Origin of the sequence: Streptococcus sp. 544 (assembly GCF_013277385.1) — a bacterium.
Taxonomy (GTDB): Bacteria; Bacillota; Bacilli; order Lactobacillales; family Streptococcaceae; genus Streptococcus; species Streptococcus mitis_BA.
Genome location: NZ_VMMU01000008.1, coordinates 4,071 through 22,914, shown reverse-complemented (window position 1 = coordinate 22,914; position 18,844 = coordinate 4,071). Strand labels below are relative to the sequence as shown.

Annotated in this window: 18 protein-coding genes and 2 pseudogenes; 8 read left to right on the top strand and 12 right to left on the bottom strand. The window is 32.1% G+C overall.

The features are described from left to right. Positions 1-29 precede the first annotated feature (29 nt). Together HT728_RS05375 and HT728_RS05370 are read left to right on the top strand one after the other, a co-directional pair. Positions 30-1,700, top strand: a complete 1,671-nt coding sequence (locus tag HT728_RS05375) for a histidine kinase (RefSeq protein WP_173234227.1) — start codon at positions 30-32, stop codon at positions 1,698-1,700. Next, positions 1,681-3,219 (top strand): helix-turn-helix domain-containing protein, encoded by a 1,539-nt coding sequence (locus tag HT728_RS05370; RefSeq protein ID WP_173234225.1) that lies wholly within the window; start codon positions 1,681-1,683, stop codon positions 3,217-3,219. Before HT728_RS05375 ends, HT728_RS05370 begins: the two co-directional genes overlap by 20 nt. Positions 3,220-3,585: 366 nt before the next feature. Here the strand turns inward: HT728_RS05370 and HT728_RS05365 are convergent, their stop codons facing one another. Beyond that, positions 3,586-4,197 (bottom strand): Fic family protein, encoded by a 612-nt coding sequence (locus HT728_RS05365; RefSeq protein ID WP_050242551.1) that lies wholly within the window; start codon positions 4,195-4,197, stop codon positions 3,586-3,588. Then, the gene (locus HT728_RS05360; RefSeq protein WP_000050754.1) at positions 4,197-4,373 is read right to left on the bottom strand and encodes a hypothetical protein; all 177 of its coding nucleotides are present in this window, start codon (positions 4,371-4,373) and stop codon (positions 4,197-4,199) included. The genes HT728_RS05365 and HT728_RS05360 overlap by 1 nt, the downstream gene beginning before the upstream one ends. Before the next feature lie 370 nt (positions 4,374-4,743). Here HT728_RS05360 and HT728_RS05355 point away from each other — a divergent pair, with 370 nt between their 5' ends. Beyond that, positions 4,744-5,505: an IS110 family transposase gene (locus HT728_RS05355; protein ID WP_050242552.1), complete on the top strand. Its 762-nt coding sequence runs from the start codon at positions 4,744-4,746 to the stop codon at positions 5,503-5,505. After that, positions 5,468-5,911: a transposase gene (locus tag HT728_RS05350; RefSeq protein WP_078748264.1), complete on the top strand. Its 444-nt coding sequence runs from the start codon at positions 5,468-5,470 to the stop codon at positions 5,909-5,911. Before HT728_RS05355 ends, HT728_RS05350 begins: the two co-directional genes overlap by 38 nt. Positions 5,912-6,013: 102 nt before the next feature. On the opposite strand, the gene HT728_RS05345 is transcribed toward HT728_RS05350, so the two are convergent. From HT728_RS05345 to HT728_RS05320, 6 genes are all read right to left on the bottom strand, one after another. Continuing rightward, positions 6,014-6,775: a MurR/RpiR family transcriptional regulator gene (locus HT728_RS05345; RefSeq protein ID WP_050242680.1), complete on the bottom strand. Its 762-nt coding sequence runs from the start codon at positions 6,773-6,775 to the stop codon at positions 6,014-6,016. A gap of 382 nt (positions 6,776-7,157) precedes the next feature. Then, positions 7,158-8,843, bottom strand: coding sequence for an alpha-glucosidase (locus tag HT728_RS05340; RefSeq protein ID WP_173234223.1), 1,686 nt, complete (start codon positions 8,841-8,843; stop codon positions 7,158-7,160). After that, entirely contained in the window at positions 8,843-9,259 is a 417-nt protein-coding gene (locus HT728_RS05335; protein WP_050242554.1) for a PTS N-acetylglucosamine transporter subunit IIBC, read from the bottom strand. Before HT728_RS05335 ends, HT728_RS05340 begins: the two co-directional genes overlap by 1 nt. An 11-nt stretch (positions 9,260-9,270) precedes the next feature. After that, positions 9,271-10,083 carry a PTS system mannose/fructose/sorbose family transporter subunit IID gene (locus tag HT728_RS05330; protein WP_001000716.1) on the bottom strand — a complete coding sequence of 271 codons (813 nt, stop codon included), beginning with the start codon at positions 10,081-10,083 and terminating at the stop codon, positions 9,271-9,273. Next, entirely contained in the window at positions 10,076-10,876 is an 801-nt protein-coding gene (locus HT728_RS05325) for a PTS sugar transporter subunit IIC (protein WP_000452055.1), read from the bottom strand. Before HT728_RS05325 ends, HT728_RS05330 begins: the two co-directional genes overlap by 8 nt. Positions 10,877-10,887: 11 nt before the next feature. Next, positions 10,888-11,364 carry a PTS sugar transporter subunit IIB gene (locus HT728_RS05320; protein ID WP_000117808.1) on the bottom strand — a complete coding sequence of 159 codons (477 nt, stop codon included), beginning with the start codon at positions 11,362-11,364 and terminating at the stop codon, positions 10,888-10,890. A gap of 694 nt (positions 11,365-12,058) precedes the next feature. Between HT728_RS05320 and HT728_RS05315 the strand changes: the two genes are divergently transcribed. Next, entirely contained in the window at positions 12,059-13,270 is a 1,212-nt protein-coding gene (locus HT728_RS05315; protein WP_173234221.1) for an ATP-binding protein, read from the top strand. A gap of 337 nt (positions 13,271-13,607) precedes the next feature. Here the strand turns inward: HT728_RS05315 and HT728_RS05310 are convergent, their stop codons facing one another. Beyond that, positions 13,608-15,050, bottom strand: a complete 1,443-nt coding sequence (locus HT728_RS05310) for a HEPN domain-containing protein (protein WP_173218028.1) — start codon at positions 15,048-15,050, stop codon at positions 13,608-13,610. Between the two features lie 82 nt (positions 15,051-15,132). Next, positions 15,133-16,248, bottom strand: a complete 1,116-nt coding sequence (locus HT728_RS05305; protein ID WP_173218030.1) for a hypothetical protein — start codon at positions 16,246-16,248, stop codon at positions 15,133-15,135. A gap of 222 nt (positions 16,249-16,470) precedes the next feature. Between HT728_RS05305 and HT728_RS05300 the strand changes: the two are divergent. Next, positions 16,471-16,668: pseudogene (locus tag HT728_RS05300) on the top strand (site-specific integrase); the annotation flags it as partial. 106 nt (positions 16,669-16,774) lie between these two features. Here the strand turns inward: HT728_RS05300 and rpsI are convergent. Beyond that, entirely contained in the window at positions 16,775-17,167 is a 393-nt protein-coding gene (gene rpsI, locus HT728_RS05295; RefSeq protein WP_000075973.1) for a 30S ribosomal protein S9, read from the bottom strand. 18 nt (positions 17,168-17,185) lie between these two features. After that, on the bottom strand, positions 17,186-17,632 hold the full coding sequence (gene rplM, locus HT728_RS05290) for a 50S ribosomal protein L13 (protein ID WP_001044624.1): 447 nt from the start codon (positions 17,630-17,632) through the stop codon (positions 17,186-17,188). Positions 17,633-17,913: 281 nt separating this feature from the next. Between rplM and HT728_RS05285 the strand changes: the two are divergent. Next, positions 17,914-18,279 (top strand): annotated as a pseudogene (locus HT728_RS05285) (helix-turn-helix domain-containing protein); the annotation flags it as partial. 190 nt (positions 18,280-18,469) lie between these two features. Further along, positions 18,470-18,787 (top strand): DUF960 domain-containing protein, encoded by a 318-nt coding sequence (locus tag HT728_RS05280; protein ID WP_173234219.1) that lies wholly within the window; start codon positions 18,470-18,472, stop codon positions 18,785-18,787. Positions 18,788-18,844: the final 57 nt, after the last annotated feature.

Below are 18,844 nucleotides of genomic sequence, written 5' to 3'. Positions count from 1 at the left end.
GTGCTATAATTTTAAGAGGAGAATAGTATATGAAATTAAATCACGACTTATCAAAAAAACATTCCATTCATTTTTTCTTTAAACTCCTACTTGTACTACTATTGATAAATATTTTAATCAATATTGCTATGAGTAACATAACTAGAAATTTTATTAAAAACCAAAATATAGTACACCTACGTAGTTCAATTGAAATTTATGCTGATTCTGTTAATGAGAAATTGCATTCTGTAGAACGCTTTATGTACTCAACAATAACGCATAATGAATCTTTAGAGAAATTAAATCATGTACAAACGTTTCTTGACTATCAAGAAAATCTCAAAAAAGTTCAAACTAGCTTTGCAGAGTTTGAATATCAAAATGAAACTCATATGACATTCTTATTAGAAACCGATAGTACTGATTATTTTATAAATGTCTCCAATCTTTATATTCCATATGAAGATTATCTACTGTTAAAATCAAATCTAAAATCATTGCGTAGTGATATAAGTGACCGTAAATGGAAAAATGTAACTACTAAAAATAGCGAATACTTAGTTAAATCTGTTCATTACGAAGGAAAAATCATTTATGCCGTCATATCTTCAGAAGATATCCTAAAACCTCTAAGAAAACTTAATATTGGAAATAATGGTAAACTTTCTCTAAAAGAGCCTAACAATATACCCTCCGAGAACTACCTGATTCATGCTCAAAATGAAAAAACGCATTTACCTTTCGATATTTATGTTTTAGTCGATTATGCCGAAGTCTTTAGAAATATCACACTCTTAGAAGTATTTTTATCAGCCGTTCCTATCATTATCACCATTTTATCAATCATCATTATCCTGTATATTCGTCAGTGGATGATTAAACCTATAACAAGACTCACTGAACGACTCTCTCAACTCGGGGACTCCATCCCCCCTTCTGAATTTTTTATATCTGAAGGTATACTAGAAATTGATAAGGCAAATGATAAACTTAATAAAGTAATTTTTGACATGCAAGAATTAAAAATACGGGAATACCATTCACAACTAGAACTTAAGAAGATTGAACTTAATTATCTTAAGAACCAAATTCGTCCGCATTTCTACTTAAATATGTTATCAATGATTCATAGTATGCTTCAAACAAAAAACTATAAAGAAATTGAAGAGTTAACTATCCTAACTTCAAATTATCTCCGTCATTTATTTATGGCTAATCAAGATTTTTCAGAACTTAAAGATGAAGTTCAGCATATTAAAGATTATTTAGAAATACAACGAATTCGATATGGAAATAGCATCTACTTTTCACTAAACTACAATGATGACCTACAAAATACTCTTGTTCCATCGTTACTGTTACAAACGTTTATTGAAAACACAATCAAACACGGTTTTTCATTTCAGGATTTATTTACAATTTTACTATCAATAAAAAAAGTAAAAACTGAGAACTCAGATTATATTCAGATTTGTATCGAGGATAATGGTCCAGGTTTCTCTGAAGAAATTTTATCAAAACTAAATCAGAAACAGTCTCTAATAACAGAAGATGGACATCATATTGGGATTACAAACACCATCGAACGTTTAAATCTTCTCTATCCTAATGACTATAGTGTTGCATTTGAAAATAATGAAGAAGGTGGAGCTAAAATTCTTTTACTCATTCCATACAAGATTATAGACGGAGGTTATAATGAACATCTTATTAGTTGATGACGATCGTTTTATCATTGAAGCTTTACGAGAGAAAATAAATTGGGCTAAACTACACATTGACACTGTTTATGTTGCCTATAGCCTCACTCAAGCTCAAAATATTATTAGAGAGAATCCTATTGATCTCATGATAAGCGATATAGAAATGCCTCAAGGTAGTGGCCTCGAACTCTTATCGTGGATTAGAAATGAAAAATATGATATAAAAACAATTTTTTTAACCAATTACGCCGACTTCAACTATGCTCAAAAAGCAATTGAATTACAAAGCTTCGAATACTATCTAAAACCCATTAACTTTGAAAAATTAGAATTTATTATTCAAAAAGCCATTAGTAAAATTGAGAATCATAACTTAAACGGAAAAAATGATGCACTTTTACAAATAGAAGATAATTTCTGGTATGATTATCTTAGAAAACCTCAAATTTCTCGCATTGATGAGCTAGAAAACATAGCAAGCAAACAAGGTTTTATTCTTAAAAAACACCAATATTTTTTCCTTGCAGTTTTAACAATCAATCTTAATGAAGAAGATTATTCTGCAGAAACTCCATCATGGACTTCTCAACTAAAAAGAGAACTTCAAAGAATTTCACAACCTTCTTATAAGCTGATAAGTCTATTCAAGATGGAAAGCCAGGTTGATCAATATGTTTGTCTCTTTAGAGTAGACTCATCCAAACGTAGTGACAAATTGGCATATGAGATTCATTCTCAAATTTCTAATAACTTTAGTAAATACTCAAACATTATATATAAGAGTTGCCATAAACTATACGATATTTTATTTCATACCAAAGAACTCTACACTTATAATGAACAGTATGTTTCTTATTGGAATACTATTACATGTGTTCCACATAGTTTCCCAACTTCTTTCAAAACAGAAACTCTTTCAATTACTTTTTTAGATAGCTTAAGCGAATATGAATTAAGAGAAAAAATTGATTCACTTGCTTATAATTCTCAAATTCCTACTTTCACACTACAACAAATTTTACTAGATTGGACTCAACAAATAGGAATATATCTAGATCAAAATGGAATCTCGGCACATAAATTATTCCAAAACAGCACTCATGATTTCTTATTCCAACGACGCTTTCATTCAATTGAATCTTTTCAGAATTACTTTGATTATTACTGGTCACATGCTAAGAAATTTGCAACAAACATTGAAAACCAAAAAAATAGTATTCAACGCATCGTCGAATACATAGATCATCACTACTATGAGGATATAAATCGTTCTATATTAGCAGATATGGTTTATCTCAGCGCAGATCATTTAGCTAGAATTTTTAAAAAAGAAACTGGAGAAACTCTTGTTAAATATATAACGGATAAGCGCATTAATGCTGCTAAATCTCTCCTATCTCAAACAAATATCTCAATATCACAAGTATCTTGTCAAGTAGGGTATGATAATTATTCTTACTTTACTAAAATTTTTAAACAAAGGACTGGACTTTCTCCTGGAGATTACCGTAAAACTTATCAAAACAAAACGTAAGCAATGTAAATTATTGAAATGCTAAAGACTGTGGTAAGCTTTGACACTCTACAATTTTTCCAAAGATAGCTCCATAAACTTATTTGAAATTGCTGATAAGGTAACTTCTTAAAAAGTCAGTTTGAGAAAAACATCCAGTAAATATTTCTAGGATAAAACGTATACTATCAAGCTTTTACGCCTGATAGTATGCGCTTTTTATTTGAATACTTGCTACAACACCTCATAAGGTTTACTATCATGCCATAGCAAAATGAACTGCACCCTAAAAGTTAAATAGAAAAAATCTAACTTTTAAGGTGCAGATTACATAAAATATTCTAGTACAATAGAGCATTCTTATCCAGGGTAGTCGAATGTATAAACTCATAACTTGAAAAGAATTTTTTCAAATAACTTCGTTAATTTAGTTTTGTCTCCATAAACTGTACCATCCATATACAGGTGATAAATCTCATCATCATCACCGATTGATATTTCACATTCATAACCTTTCATTAAAGCTAAAGAGCGAATAACCTCCCTCTGCGTTCTACCGTTTCCCTCACGGAATGGATGAAAATAATTGAGATTATCTAAAATTTCGACCAATAACTGAATGACTTCTTTTCTACTATTAGCATTGTCATGAAATCTATCTATCAAATTATTAAGGTAAGTGAGTGCTGTATCGAAAGACTGAATCGGCATAAAAGCATTACCACTTTTTGAAATATTGACTTTTCTAAATTCACCTGCCCAATGATACATATCTTCAAACAAAAATTGATGAATTTTCAATATATCTTTTACACTATAAACTGGGATAGGATTGATAAATAATTTCAAACTCTTACTAGCAACCATACGATATTCAAGATCGCGTGCTTTTTGCTCATCTCGTTCTTCCTGCTTATTTCTTAGAACTGAAGAATCTGGATAGGTATATAAATTATTCGGATCAATATAGTCATAAGAATCATAACATTTACGCTTCATTAAGCCATCCCCAAAGCAAGAGCTTCATCTCGTAATTTTTCAACATCACTAACCGTAGGTCGCCATCCTTCAATCATATTTGTACTTAAAGCATACCAAACACTCTTAAAAACGGACCGATTTTCAAAAGCGACTCCCATGATTGTCATCTTTTCTTTATCTATATCTAAGGACATACGCTACCTCCTTTAGTTACATTATACCATATTTCTATGTAATTTCTTTTTCATTTTTAACTAATGTACTGTAATCATTTTAGTCATTTTAAAAACGTTTTAAAATTTTTTAGGTTAATCATAATTTTATTTTAAGCTATAAAAACTCTAAGCAGGCAGAGCCTGCTAACTCATGACAGAAAAAGAAGTTTAGCTTATAATGAAGATGAACAATACAAATCCGTGGTGTCTAATAGGGCTTTTCCTAGCCTGTTAAAAAAACTGGATGAACAAGAGTCATGAGATAACTCGAATATGCCTTGAGCATGAAAATAAAATTACTAGTAGCCTCTTGTTCTATTGTTCAAATAGTTAACAGGAGGTTTTTATAATGGAAGTCATGATTGAAACGTGTTGTGGTATTGATGTCCACCAAAAATCCATTGTTTGTTGTATTCTAGATTGTCCACTAGATACTAATAAGCCAAAGAAAATTCAGAAGAAATTTGGGACAACTACTGTAGCTCTTCACAATGCCTTAGATTGGTTGGTGGAAAACCATGTCATACATGTCTTTTTTGAAAGTACTGGGCAATATTGGCTCCCTCTCTTTAATATCTTTTCAGATTCTAATCTCGTCTTGGTACTTGCCAATCCTCAACATATCAAGAATGTGCCTGGTCGAAAAACAGACATGAAAGATGCCGAATGGATTGCTCAACTCGGCCGTTGCGGACTAATTGAACCTTCCTATATCCCTGCTCCTGAAGTAGTACAGCTTCGTTTACTGACACGTCGCATGCGTTCTTACAAGCAGCGTCAAACTCAAGTCAAAAATGAAATTCACAATCTCTTACAACGGGCTAATATCAAGCTAACAAGTTATCTTTCTGATATTTTTTCTAAGACAGGGCGATCACTTTTAAAATTATTTATTAACGGAGAAAGCATTAATGTAGAATCTGTTATCCCTTGTATCCAAAAGCGAGTGAAAGCAAGTCCAGAAGAACTTGTTGAAGCGATGGAAGGAAAGTTGTCACTAGAAGATCGCTTCCTCTTAGACCAGAGCTTAGAGGAATATCAGATGTATCAGGAACTCATTGAAAAATTGACCGATGAGATTCAACACTACATCGAAAAGGAGTTTCCCTGAGGAAAATAGGATACTTCAAACCATTCCTGGTGTGAATGAAAACTGTGCTGCCACTATTCTAGCTGAGATTAGACCAACTGTTACAGCCTTTCCATCCGATGCACACTTAGCATCCTGGGCTGGACTATGCCCAGGATCTTATGAGAGTGCTGGCATTAAAAAATCCTCACACATTACGCAAGGAAATCGCTATATCAAACAGGCTCTGACCATGTCGGGATTAATTGTAGCACATTCTAAGGATCCAGCTTTTTCTTCTTTTTACAATCGAATTTCCCAAAGAGGAAGCAAGATGAAGGCGATTATTGCTTGTGCTCATAAGATTCTCAGAATCATTTACAAACTACTCTACACCAAACAGACTTATCAAAAAGAAAAGGCGATAGGACTGAGGAAACAGTTCTAACGCCCAAACTAAAAAAATTTCAATTATAGTATAGCACAGGAAGTGATTTTTTGCGCTTTTTTACTGTCTTTTTTCAAATAAAAACATCAGGAATGATCAGCTTTAATCACCTAACTTATTTACAAATTCTCTATACTTTCTTGCCAGAATCATTAATACTATATATAAGCAAGACATAGAGCGACTATCAAGGTCTGGATTTTCGTCTATTCTACTAATTTCATAAAACAATTGATACGTTGAATTATTCTTTAGAAAATTATCGCTAAACTCCGTTACACCAATAATAGTAACTCCCTTTGCATTTAATTTATTTATAGTTGTTTGTATCCCTTTAGTATTTCCACTCAATGATGTAATTATCACTAAATCATCTTTATTCAAATTATCAGCTAGCATGGAAAAATTCGTTTCCCCTGAAACAAGATAATTTGGACGATGACTTAAGAATAATTCATTTGACAACTCTTTCGTAAAATTGTTTTGAGTGAAACCAGTGGCATACAATGTTACTTGGGAAGCTTCATAAATTTTTTTTAAAATGGGCAAAAAATCTAATTCTGTAGCAAATCGAAATGTTTTCTGTATATCCATTTGTAATTGAGATAACAAGTCTATTTTATCCACTGATTTTGTTTTAGAGATTGAATCTTGAATCGAATATCTCATATCTGTAAAACCTCTAAAACCAATCTTCTTCGCTAATCTCAAAACAGTGCTTTTTGAAGTTAATAAAAGTTCTCCTACTTCTACTATCGTTTTTGATACAATTAATTCTTTATGTTGAACAATGAACTGCAACATCTCTTTTTCACTCATTGTTAAACTATCATAGTTAACTTCAACATGCTGTTCAAAATTCATTTTTTCATCCTTTTTATTTACATCATTATTTTCAAAATCGGTGTTGTTATTAAAAGTGCATATCCATTTGAAAATCCTATAAAACAATTTAATTCTATCATAAACAAACATAGAATTAAAGATAAAACATCTTCTTCATAGATTATATACATCCGAACTCATATTTGATTGAATTAGGCTTCAATAAATAAGTTAGTAGAAGAAACAAAATCAAAAAACGCACAATATCAAGTTTAGAAAAATTTGATATCATACGTTTCCTCATGAATAGATTTTATAAATTCCCTATTTCAATTGAATTTTGCTCTAGTATTTAAACTTAATAGTATTAGCTCTCACTATACTCGACAAATAGGTTCTATTCAAAGTTTTGCAAAAATCTTTATTGTTCTATTAAGAAAACTTGAGCCTCAAAAGGTTTCAATTCAAAAAATTTTGGAAGTTGTTTAAGTTCTGATTCATAATTTCCAATTAAATATTTTACTTGACTACCAATCAGATTCGATGGTACTTGTGAGGTAGTAGGTTGTTTAGAGAATGAACACACAATTAACAAAATTTGTTTATTATATTCCCGTACATAACTAAAGACATCACTATCTTCTTCGTTTATCAATTCATACTTCCCATGAATTATAATTGGGTAATCACGCCTCAAGCTGATTAATTTTTGATAATAATAAAAAACTGAGTTTGAATCTTCAAGACAGGCTTCTGCATTTATAGAAGAATTGTCTGGAGAATACTGTATCCAAGGGTTTCCACTTGAAAAACCATATCCTTCTTCTTTATTTCCATTCCATGGGAACGGTGTTCTCGCATTATCTCTAGATTTTAAATAAATTGAATTATTTATATAAGATGAAGATTCACCATTTTCCTTCATAAGTTCATAAAAATATTTAGTCTCGATATCTTTGTAATTCTCTACAGAATCAAAATGAACATTCTTCATCCCCAACTCTTCACCTTGAAAAACATACGGAGTTCCCTTCATCATATGCAATAAGGTAGCTAACATCTTTGCTGACTGTACCCTAAATTCACCATCATCACCAAATCGAGTGACAGCTCTTGGTTGATCGTGATTACTCCAGTATAATGAATTCCACCCTTTTTCTAACTTCAATTGCCACTCTGTTAAAACTGATTTTAAATCACTTACTTTAAAGCGTATATCTGAGAACTTACCATATCTACCATAATCCAAGTGCATGTGATCAAAATGAAACACCATATTCAATTCTTCATTTTCGGGCAGAGTATACTGCAAAGCTTGATCACTGTTTGTATTTGGAGCTTCACCAACTGTCATTACATTATATCGGCTTAGAACTTCCTGATTTAGTTCATGTAAAAACTCATGAACTCGTGGGCCATTTGAAGCTCCTACATAATAAGATTTAGTGTATGGAACTCCATCCGGTGCGTCAGGATAGTCCTGCCTTTTACTTATCAATGTAATGACATCCATCCTGAAACCATCAATTCCTAAATCAAACCATTTGGTCATCATTTTTTGAATTTCTTGACGTACCGTTGGATTTTCCCAATTTAAATCTGGTTGTTCCTTGGCAAAACAATGTAAATAATATTGATTTCGTTCTGGAACATACTCCCATGCAGATCCACCAAAAGTGGAACCCCAATTATTAGGTTCGCTACCATCAGGCTTAGGATCTTTCCAAATATAGTAATCAGAATATGGATTATTTTTATTTTTTCTAGATTCAATAAACCATGAATGCTTATCACTGGTATGATTCACAACCAAGTCAAGAATAATCTTTATTTCTAATTTATGAGCTTCTGCTAATAATTCTTGAAAATCTTCCATTGTCCCATAAATTGATAGGATTCTTTCATAATCACTGATATCGTATCCATTATCCACCAATGGTGATTCATAGATAGGATTAAGCCAAATAACATCAATTCCTAACTTATGGAGATACGGTAATTTTTCTTTTATTCCATTCAAGTCTCCTACACCATCTCCATTTGAATCCTTAAAACTTTGAGGATAAATTTGATAAACAATACTATTTTTCCACCAAGCATCTGCCATCACTCATCATCCTCATCAGTCACTTGATTATATATATCATTCACAAAAAGTAATTGATTCTTTGCTTCATCAATAGACTTTCTAATTAAATCTTCAGATAAATCTTCGCTTTCAATAGATAACAAAAGCGTCATAATAATTGGTAAATTCATCCCTGTTACAAGAAACAAATTTCTTTTGCTCATATACCTAATAAAAGTTTGGTTCACCGATCCACCAAGCAAATCTGTAAAAATCAGAACTTTTTCGTCAACGGGATAACTTTCTAAAAGTTTTGAAATTTCGTCTTCAATTGGCTCATTATTAATATAGGCTGCAATTACATCAATTTTTCCAATAGATGGGATTAAGTACTCTATAGTATCCTTCATCCCAGTTGCAAGATGATGATGACTTGCAATAATAACTTTTGTCATATTTTCTCCTTTTAATTAACTGATAAAATGCCAAAGTAAGACAGAATTAAAGATAGAATAATAATTCCAAAAATAATTTGAATTACGGATAACTTCTTATTCGCTAACAATTTGTAAACTAAATAAGTCATCACTGCAGGTAATAGCGCTGGCATGATTTTATCAAGAATATCGTCTTGAATTACTAGTTTAACATCTCCTGTAGTAAATACTGTCGAAATCTTCATTTTAACTACAGATGGGATTAAAGCTCCAACAACCGTTAAACCCATGATTGAAGCAGATTCAGTAAAAATATTTAATTTTTCACCTAATCCGGTTATCAACTTCAAACCAGAATCATATCCGATATCAAATAATTTAAATCGGAAAAATAGGAAGAAAACATTCAAAACTAACCAAATTATTGCACCAATTGGATTCCCTTCTAATCCCATATATGCTGCAATTGAGCCCATGATTGTTGGATATAATACCCAAATTAAGGTATCACCTACACCAGCAAGTGGTCCCATCATACCAGTTTTAAAATTTTGTACCGTATCTAAAGATTCAACACCATCTTTTTCTTCCATTGCTATACTTGCACCTAATAAGATATTAGCCATCCAAGTAGTAGTATTAAAATACTTAAAATGATTATTCAATGATGCAACATATTCATCATCATTTGGATAGATTTTTCTTAAAACTTTATTTAATCCATAAACAACTGCTGGTCCCTGTTGATTCTCATAATTAAAAGTGTTACATGCCATAAACATATATCTGAACGCGGCATTACGAATATCTTTTTTTGTTATTTTTTGTTGTACATCATTCATCAAAGTCATCTCCAAATTCTTCAGCTCCGGCAACTGTTGAAGAGACAACAGTTGATACATTTTTATTCATAGTAAAATAGTAATATGCAATGGCAAAACCAGCAAGAGAAATTCCTAAAATTGGTAAATTCAAATATGCTGCAAAGATAAAGCCAACAATAAGCATGCTTAAATATTTTTTAGTAGGCATAACTTGTAATAGAATCGCGATTCCGACAACAGGTAGGATACTACCTGCAATAGATAAACCATTAGTGAACCATTCTGGTACACTATTCAAAATTACATTTACAATTTTATCTCCAAAAATGACACAAAGAGCTGTCGGAATTGCGGTTGATAAACCAAAAATAACCGGTCCAATCCAAAAAATTCGATTCATCTTAGCAAACTTTTTCTCATTAGCTGCCTTCTGAGCTGCGTGGGTTACATATGTATTAAGTATTTTTGCTAAAACATCCAACTGAATACCAAGCATTCCAACAGGAACTCCCACTGCTAAAGCTACAGCTTTTGCAGACTCTACATTACTTGTTGTTTTAATCGCAATAAAACCACCTACTAATGCTGCAAGACCCCAGTTTGGTACTGATGAACCACCAATATTTGCAACACCTAACGCCATCAATTGGAATGTTCCACCAATAATCATTGCTGTTTTCATATCTCCCATAATAATTCCAACAAATAATGAAACCATTATAGGAAACCAAGTACTTAGTACCAATCCTTGTTGATCTAGTACTACCCAAAACGACAATAAAATAATAAGTAAACCTTGAATCACTTCCATAGTATCATCTCCTATTTAATATACTTTTCTAAATTTTCCTCTGGATCAGAAGGAACAAAATGGAATGTTACATCAACACCAAGTGTTTTTAATCTTTTCAAATCAGCAACTTCTTTTTCATTGACAGAGACCATCTTCTTAACTGTTTTTTTCCCTTCACCATCAAACATTATTCCAACGTTGACCTTTGGTATCTTTACTCCACCTTCAACTAATGCCACCAATGTTTCAGGTTCTCGAACAATTAGTAAAACATTATGATTATCATACTTGCCATCTGCAAAATTTGTAATCGCAGTATCTGTATCAATAATTGACATTCCAGTTCCTGCAGGTTTACTCATCCTCATAGCAGCCTTTTGGACTTCGTCCTTACTTACTTCATTATCTACTACCATCAACCTTTTGGCCTTTGTAGCCCCCGCCCATTGTGTTACCACAATACCATGAATCATGCGTTGATCAATTCTCGCTAATACTACTGACATATAGCTTCTCCTTTTTTTAAGTTATGATAGAATTATAAAACACGAAAACGCTTAACACAAGATATTATAAGCATTTCGGGAGATGTATTGAAAAGTTGGGATAAGTAGCAAATTAGTGAGAAGTTTCCCGACATAAGGAATTTATGTATCTGTTATCTTTTTCTTTCATTTGATTATTAGTATTCAAGATAAAACTGTCTAACAAACTATTTTATAAAATAATTTTAGTCAATCAAAAAAATTTAGGACATTTTTAAATCATAACACCCATCTAACGGGTGGTTTGCACCGAGGCTAGAAGCCCAAATTGCCAAAGGATGGAATAAAAGCCTTAGAGTTTTATTAAGGATAATTATAATCTTGATTTGGCTGATAGAACTAACTTTCAGGGGCATTTCCCCGAAATGAGAACATAATCATTTCTAATTTACATCCAATGGCTGTTGGTGGTTCACTTATCATAATCATAAAAAGTAGGCGAAAAATGCGAACTACTGTATCACAAAGTTGATGTAATAGTTTAACAACAAACGCACAGCTACTTCATGTCAGTTCAAATGATTTTATTATCGTCATTTTCTATTCTGAAGATATTATTTCTAGATATTTAAAAATAACAAAACAAATTCCATTTTATTTCCAAATATTTGAAAATAACGTCTATTTGTATTATACTATCTTTGAGGTATCTATTATGAACTATATTAAAAGACCACATTATTTAGACTTTTTAAGAAGACATCGTGACCGACAAATCATTAAGGTTGTGAGTGGAGTTAGACGAGCTGGTAAATCTGTGCTTTTTCAACTCTATAAAGAGGAGTTACTAGCAACTGGCGTAGACGAGGATCAGATTATATCCATCAATTTTGAGGATCTGAGTTATTATGACCTGCGACATTTTCAAACATTATTTACTTATATAAAAGAGCAGTTAGTTGAAGAGAAAACATACTATATCTTTTTAGATGAAATTCAACATGTTGAAAAATTTGAACTGGTAGCAGATAGTCTATTCATCTTGCCAAATGTTGACCTCTATTTGACTGGATCAAACGCTTACTTTATGAGTAGCCAATTAGCTACAAACTTGACTGGTCGGTATGTTGAGATAGAGGTCCTTCCTTTGTCATTTGAAGAATACCTATCAGGTCAATCTCTCTCAGAGAATCTGAATACAACAGAAATTTTTAACAATTATCTCTTTAGTGCTTTCCCTTACTTATTGCAAACATCATCTTACGCTGAAAAAATTGATTATCTAAGAGGAATATATAACTCAATACTGTTAAATGATATTGTCACTAGATTGGGAAATCCAAATCCTACTATTATTGAGCGCATTGTCCGAACCCTTCTCAGTAGTACAGGTAGCTTAATATCAACAAATAAGATTCGTAATACCCTAGTCAGCCAAAACGTTTCAATATCCCATAATACTTTAGAAAATTATTTGACGACTTTGACAGACAGTTTACTTTTTTATTCCGTCCCACGTTTTGATGTCAAAGGTCGAGCATTATTGCAACGCTTAGAAAAATATTATCCCGTTGATTTAGGTTTACGACACCTCTTATTGCCAGACCACAAAGAAGACATTGGGCATATCTTGGAAAATATGGTATATTTGGAATTGAGACGTAGATATTCACAAGTATATGTTGGTAATTTAGATAAATATGAGGTTGATTTTGTTGTTGTAACTGATCTTGGTCACTACGCTTATTATCAAGTCAGTGAAACAACACTTGCTCCTGAGACACTAGAAAGAGAACTTAGACCACTAGAAGCCATTAAAGATCAATTTCCTAAATATCTATTAACAATGGATACGATTCAGCCAACAGCCAATTACAATGGTATTGAGAAGAAAAATATCATAGATTGGTTACTAGAAAAATACTGAACCTATAAATTGATACACAAGAAAAACACTCCTGTCAAAATCTAGTGAAACTATGAACAGGAGTGTTTTGTTATGGCCGAAAAAGCTTATTCAGTAGAAACTAATACTAGACTAAAAATCAATGATGGAAACTCTTGATTTCTATACAAAAAAGACATCCAAGAGAAAATTCTTGAATGTCTGTAAACGTTAATATACTCATATTGATTAACGTTTACAGACAACTGACCTTGTCAGGTTGCAGCCACATTTATAAGCGACTAAAGTCTCAACAACTGTGTCAATTGTTCCAATTTCCATGAAAACATCCTAAATCATTGAGCTAATGGCTTGAGGTTTAGAATTTTTTATATTTATATTTCATATCCAATTCTTGATAAATATAATATCTCAGCACTTCTTGAAGAAACAATTTTGTTTCATACATCTCCCTGATATCTGTTATCATTTCTGGATAGTTATCTTTCGAATCACCATGAGTATAGTAATTTCGTGTTTGAATTAATTTTATTATTAGTAATTCTCTCTCACTATTCGAAAAAATTTTAGACAGATTAAGCTCATCAATTGAATCGAATAAATTTTTTAAACGTTCGGCAAGGTTAGGCTCTTTTTGATTAAATTTCAATTTATTTCTAAATTTTCTTCTTACCTCTTCTAAAAGATGTGTGTTTATAAAGTCAAACAAAGATTGTCTAGCTTTTTCTTCAACATCAGATAAACATTTCGGATTTTTAAAATTCTTAAAATTTCTAGAGTAAACTTCCAAATTCCTAATAGCATCAACCAACTGATCTTCCAAATATAAATCACCATGAAGATTTTTTGAAAATTGTCTCACTATAAATTCAAGTTCCTCAGATTTATCAAACCAATGATTTAAAATATGTTCAAAATTATCTTCTAATGCCCTCAAAGAAATATCTTGCTGAGAATACGATTTCCATTTTTGGGATTTTCTAGAATGCTGAACAAAGAATTTGCCTTTTATAAGTGGCATACGCTTACCATCTATCATTTTATAAAGAACAAGAAATTCAATATTAGTAAAAGACAATGGTATATTTGATAAAATCTCAATAAATTCCTTAAACTTATGTGAAGCTTGATAAAATTCATCAAAATATCTTATATTTAAATCAGCTGAAATAAGTTTAATAAAATAATCACTGGTAAATGACGTAGTTGTATATGAAGAATGGAGTATTGCCACATCTTCAAAGTTCATTCCTAGTGATCTTATTGACACTTTTGTTGGTTGATATTCACTTACTGCACTTTCAAAAATAGTTTGATTGTCTCTATATTTAACAGTTACCAATGATTTTTCAATCCATTCCTCAATATGTTCAAAGCTAAAATTATATTCCTTGATTTTTTCAGAATCTAATTCATTAATTAAATCTTTAAAGGCCTCAGAACTATAATCAAAATTTCCAAGCTCATTATAAAATACACTGTAAATTTTAAAATTTTTTACTCTATATCTAGTTATCGGAAATCCAGGAGATGAGGAATGTACCATTGGTTCACCATAAGTATTTAAAATTAAAATATTACCATTACTGGAGAAACCATATATCTTTTCCAAACACTTACCAAAACCGAATGAAATACCTGATTCCTCTTCAAATCCACCAAATAATTCTAATACAATTTCACTAGAAGAATAATGTAAAATACCGCTCAAGTTATCCTTACTAACTATATCGTCGGAACGTTCTGAAAAATACCCTTTTATTTCAAACTCTTTATTCCAAGTGTAATCTTTAAATTTCATATTATCCTTTCTGATTGCTTTTCAAAAATCTTCACAACTTTCTAAACTATGATTTTTATGTCGGTACTACCTTTTAATTGTATTAGACCAGCTTCCAATTCTCATCATTCGAGTTATCAATCAGAGTATTTCTTTTATTACTCAATAATTCATCACTCACAAAATATTGCCCTAGTCTCTCTACAAAACCACAATTCTGACAAGTATATAGATAATCTTCTTTTATTTCCCTCACTAAATTGATATTGAACTTATATATCCTCCCGCATTCTTCACATGTCATGCTAAGATTATCACCATTAAATATGAAATCAAAAATACTTTCTAATTCTTTATTTTCTTCTCCAGATAAAGCTAAAATTATCTTTAAATTTCTAATATACCGGTTAAGGGTAACTATTTCTAAATCAATATCAAAATATTTCTCAAATATAGCAATAGCTACTTCTACTAAATAAATGAGAATGTAGGGTGTTTTCTCATAGAACAAATGCCAAAAATCATCCCAAATCTTATCATCAGAAAATATAAAATTAAGATTTCGCTTTTCCGTAGGATAATTTTTATTCTTTGTCACCAAATGAATAGATTGATCAAATACACTTGTTAAACTATTTTCTGCCTTTCGATTATATATAATGTCATATAGTAATTCAGGATCAAGTAATTCTCTACTAAAATCCAAAAAACCATTTTCATACTGAATCGATTCTTTTGCTTTTAAAAGTAGGTCAATAACAAATTCTTTTTTACCCTTCAAATCACTTACGTCATATTCCCTAAGCTCTCCATATTGTATTTTTTCTAAGAAATCATGTGGTTGAACCAATATCCAACTTAAATAAAATAAATTATCTTGAAAAGGTTTCCTAGCAAGAGAAAATGCAACAGTAACTTTTCCCCTCTCTATACAACTCAGAGATTCAAATAGATAGTAATTTAAATCACGTAAAATTGAAAAAAAGATGTGAGGTATATATACATATTCAGAAATATCTAAATCTTTTTGTCTATCTAGTTCATCAAACAAGTCAATTTCATCATTTATCTCATTAGTAAATCTAAAAGATAGACTGGATAATTGATATTTATCAGCTTTAACTAAAATATCAACTAGTATATCATACAAATATAGCATTAATTGATGACGTTTTCTATACTTAGTTGGTAATAATTCTGATATGTGAGATTTAGCCAATATTACTTTCCTCAATTCTTTTTAACTCTACATAACTATATTATACTCTAAAAGTACTCAGTCTTTATCTAGAAGGTTCCTATATAACTTAACAATTATTTTAAGTGTAAACCTAGAAAAGCACTTTGCAAATAGCTTTGAAATATTGATATAATCGTATCAATTAACGTTTTAAAGCAACTGACTTTGCCCTCCCAGTCATATTATAGTGTCGATATAGCAAAAGGAAACACCAACAAGCCTTTACATGCTGACTATCTGAACAATAAAATGAAAAGCATTAGAAAGCGACATAAAGAGCTGGCACATGCTACACTTCATAAACTACGACATACAGGTACAACTCAAATTTATGTCAATACTCCTAATGTAGTTCCTATGGCAGTTGGTGAATTTGCTTTAAAGTCTCTAAAACAATAAGGTAAAAATAAGGTAAACTTTGAGGTAAGCTTTTCAAAAAAATACGAAAAAAGCACCCATAAGGTAAACTTTTGAGTGCTTTGAAACGTTGATATGATCGTATTGATTAACGTTTACTAAATTGTGATGCTTTACGAGCTTTCTTAAGACCTGGTTTCTTACGTTCAACTTTACGTGAGTCACGTGTAAGAAGTCCTGCGCGTTTCAATGAATCGCGGAAGTCTGGGTCTACTTGAAGAAGGGCACGAGCGATACCGTGACGGATAGCTCCTGATTGACCAGCGTATCCACCACCTACAACGTTAACGAAAACGTCGTATGAACCTACAGTTGAAGTAACTGCGAATGGTTGGTTGATGACAAGACGAAGGTCAGCGTGTGGGATGTACTCTTCAACATCTTTTTTGTTAACAGTGATTTTACCAGTTCCTGGAACAAGGCGAACGCGTGCAACAGCGTTTTTACGACGTCCAGTACCTGCATATTGTGCTTGTGACATACTTTATTGTTCCTTTCCTTAGATAAGTCCTGAAATATCAAGAACTTCTGGTTGTTGTGCAGCGTGAGTGTGCTCAGCTCCAACAAATACTTTCAACTTCATACCTTGAGCGCGTCCAAGAGTATTGTGTGGAAGCATACCTTTAACTGATTTCTCGATCAAACGTACTGCATTTTTAGAACGAAGTTCACCTGCAGAGATTTGTTTCAATCCACCTGGGTGGTTTGAGTGAGTGTAGTAGATTTTATCAGTTGCTTTTTTACCAGTCAATTTAACTTTTTCAGCATTGATAACAATCACAAAGTCACCTGTATCAGTGTGTGGTGTAAATGTTGGTTTGTTTTTTCCGCGAAGTACGCTAGCAACTACTGCAGAAAGACGTCCAAGTGGTACATCAGTTGCGTCAACTACGTACCATTTACGTTCAACTTGGCCTGGTTTAGCCATAAATGTTGTTTTGTTCATGATTTCTCCTATATATAGTTCGATTTTTGTTTACGGTGATGGGTGTTCCTTCCCATCGAAAAGTATTTGGAAGGTTCCGGGGCCTTTCAAATGGGGTAAACAATACCGCCTACTATAATACCAAATTTCACCCCTAAAAGTCAATAGATATGAAAAATATTTTTCTAAACGTAACTTCTCAAAGTAACTTCCACTTGCCTGACCAAAGTGGAAATTAGTCTAAAACGGATTTTTATGGTGGAATTAAGTGTGAGACGTTTGAGTTAGAAACGAGGTCTACTATGACAAAACATAAACACCTTACCCTTTCAGACCGTAATGATATCCAATTAGGTTTAGAGCGCAGTGAAACCTTCAAAGCTATTGGACAATCCATTCTAAAAGACCCGACTACTGTTTCTAAAGAAGTCAAACGAAACAGACAAGTCCGAGAGTCTACATGCCATAACCTTCCTTGCCCTCTACTCGACAAAGCTCCCTTTGTCTGTAACGGCTGCCCTAAAAGAAGACAGAATTGTGGCTATAAGAAGATCTTCTACCTCGCTAAGCAAGCTCAAAAACAATACGAACAAACTCTTGTTGAATCTCGTGAAGGAACTCCCCTCAATTCCAAGACCTTCTGGGACATGGACAAAGTCATTTCTAATGCGTAACTTCTCAAAGTAACTGAAAGTTATATAATCAAGTTAATTTGGGAATTTACCTATTAACTTCGGGAGATTTTTAGGATTTTTTCCTTATTTCTCCCTGTAGCTAAAATCCTTTTCAAAAAATCACCTTTTCTTGATTTTTAATCCTATTTGCTGTATGATAAGGGAAAAGAAAGGGGGCAAAAATATGGCTTTTACCAATACCCAGATGCGGTCTGCTAGTTTTGGCATTGTTACCAGCTTGCCTGATGATGTCATTGATTCTTTTTGGTATATTATTGACCACTTCTTAAAAAATGTCTTTGAATTGGAAGAAGAACTTGAGTTTCAATTGCTCAATAACCAAGGAAAAATTACCTTCCACTTCTCAAGTCAACACCTCCCCACAGCCATTGATTTTGACTTTAATCATCCTTTCGACCCTCTTTATCCCCCGAGAGTTCTGGTTTTAGATATGAATGGTAGAGAGACTATCCTCCTCCCAGAAGAAAATGACCTATTTTAATACTCAATGAAAATCAAAGAGCCAATTAGGAAGCTAGCCGCAGGTTGCTCAAAGCAC

Coding starts and splice junctions, on each gene's coding strand:
- HT728_RS05375 (WP_173234227.1), top strand. CDS start 30: ATGAAATTAAATCACGACTTATCAAAAAAACATTCCATTCATTTTTTC.
- HT728_RS05370 (WP_173234225.1), top strand. CDS start 1,681: ATGAACATCTTATTAGTTGATGACGATCGTTTTATCATTGAAGCTTTA.
- HT728_RS05365 (WP_050242551.1), bottom strand. CDS start 4,197: ATGAAGCGTAAATGTTATGATTCTTATGACTATATTGATCCGAATAAT.
- HT728_RS05360 (WP_000050754.1), bottom strand. CDS start 4,373: ATGTCCTTAGATATAGATAAAGAAAAGATGACAATCATGGGAGTCGCT.
- HT728_RS05355 (WP_050242552.1), top strand. CDS start 4,744: ATGGAAGTCATGATTGAAACGTGTTGTGGTATTGATGTCCACCAAAAA.
- HT728_RS05350 (WP_078748264.1), top strand. CDS start 5,468: ATGAGATTCAACACTACATCGAAAAGGAGTTTCCCTGAGGAAAATAGG.
- HT728_RS05345 (WP_050242680.1), bottom strand. CDS start 6,775: ATGAATTTTGAACAGCATGTTGAAGTTAACTATGATAGTTTAACAATG.
- HT728_RS05340 (WP_173234223.1), bottom strand. CDS start 8,843: ATGGCAGATGCTTGGTGGAAAAATAGTATTGTTTATCAAATTTATCCT.
- HT728_RS05335 (WP_050242554.1), bottom strand. CDS start 9,259: ATGACAAAAGTTATTATTGCAAGTCATCATCATCTTGCAACTGGGATG.
- HT728_RS05330 (WP_001000716.1), bottom strand. CDS start 10,083: ATGAATGATGTACAACAAAAAATAACAAAAAAAGATATTCGTAATGCC.
- HT728_RS05325 (WP_000452055.1), bottom strand. CDS start 10,876: ATGGAAGTGATTCAAGGTTTACTTATTATTTTATTGTCGTTTTGGGTA.
- HT728_RS05320 (WP_000117808.1), bottom strand. CDS start 11,364: ATGTCAGTAGTATTAGCGAGAATTGATCAACGCATGATTCATGGTATT.
- HT728_RS05315 (WP_173234221.1), top strand. CDS start 12,059: ATGAACTATATTAAAAGACCACATTATTTAGACTTTTTAAGAAGACAT.
- HT728_RS05310 (WP_173218028.1), bottom strand. CDS start 15,050: ATGAAATTTAAAGATTACACTTGGAATAAAGAGTTTGAAATAAAAGGG.
- rpsI (WP_000075973.1), bottom strand. CDS start 17,167: ATGTCACAAGCACAATATGCAGGTACTGGACGTCGTAAAAACGCTGTT.
- rplM (WP_001044624.1), bottom strand. CDS start 17,632: ATGAACAAAACAACATTTATGGCTAAACCAGGCCAAGTTGAACGTAAA.
- HT728_RS05280 (WP_173234219.1), top strand. CDS start 18,470: ATGGCTTTTACCAATACCCAGATGCGGTCTGCTAGTTTTGGCATTGTT.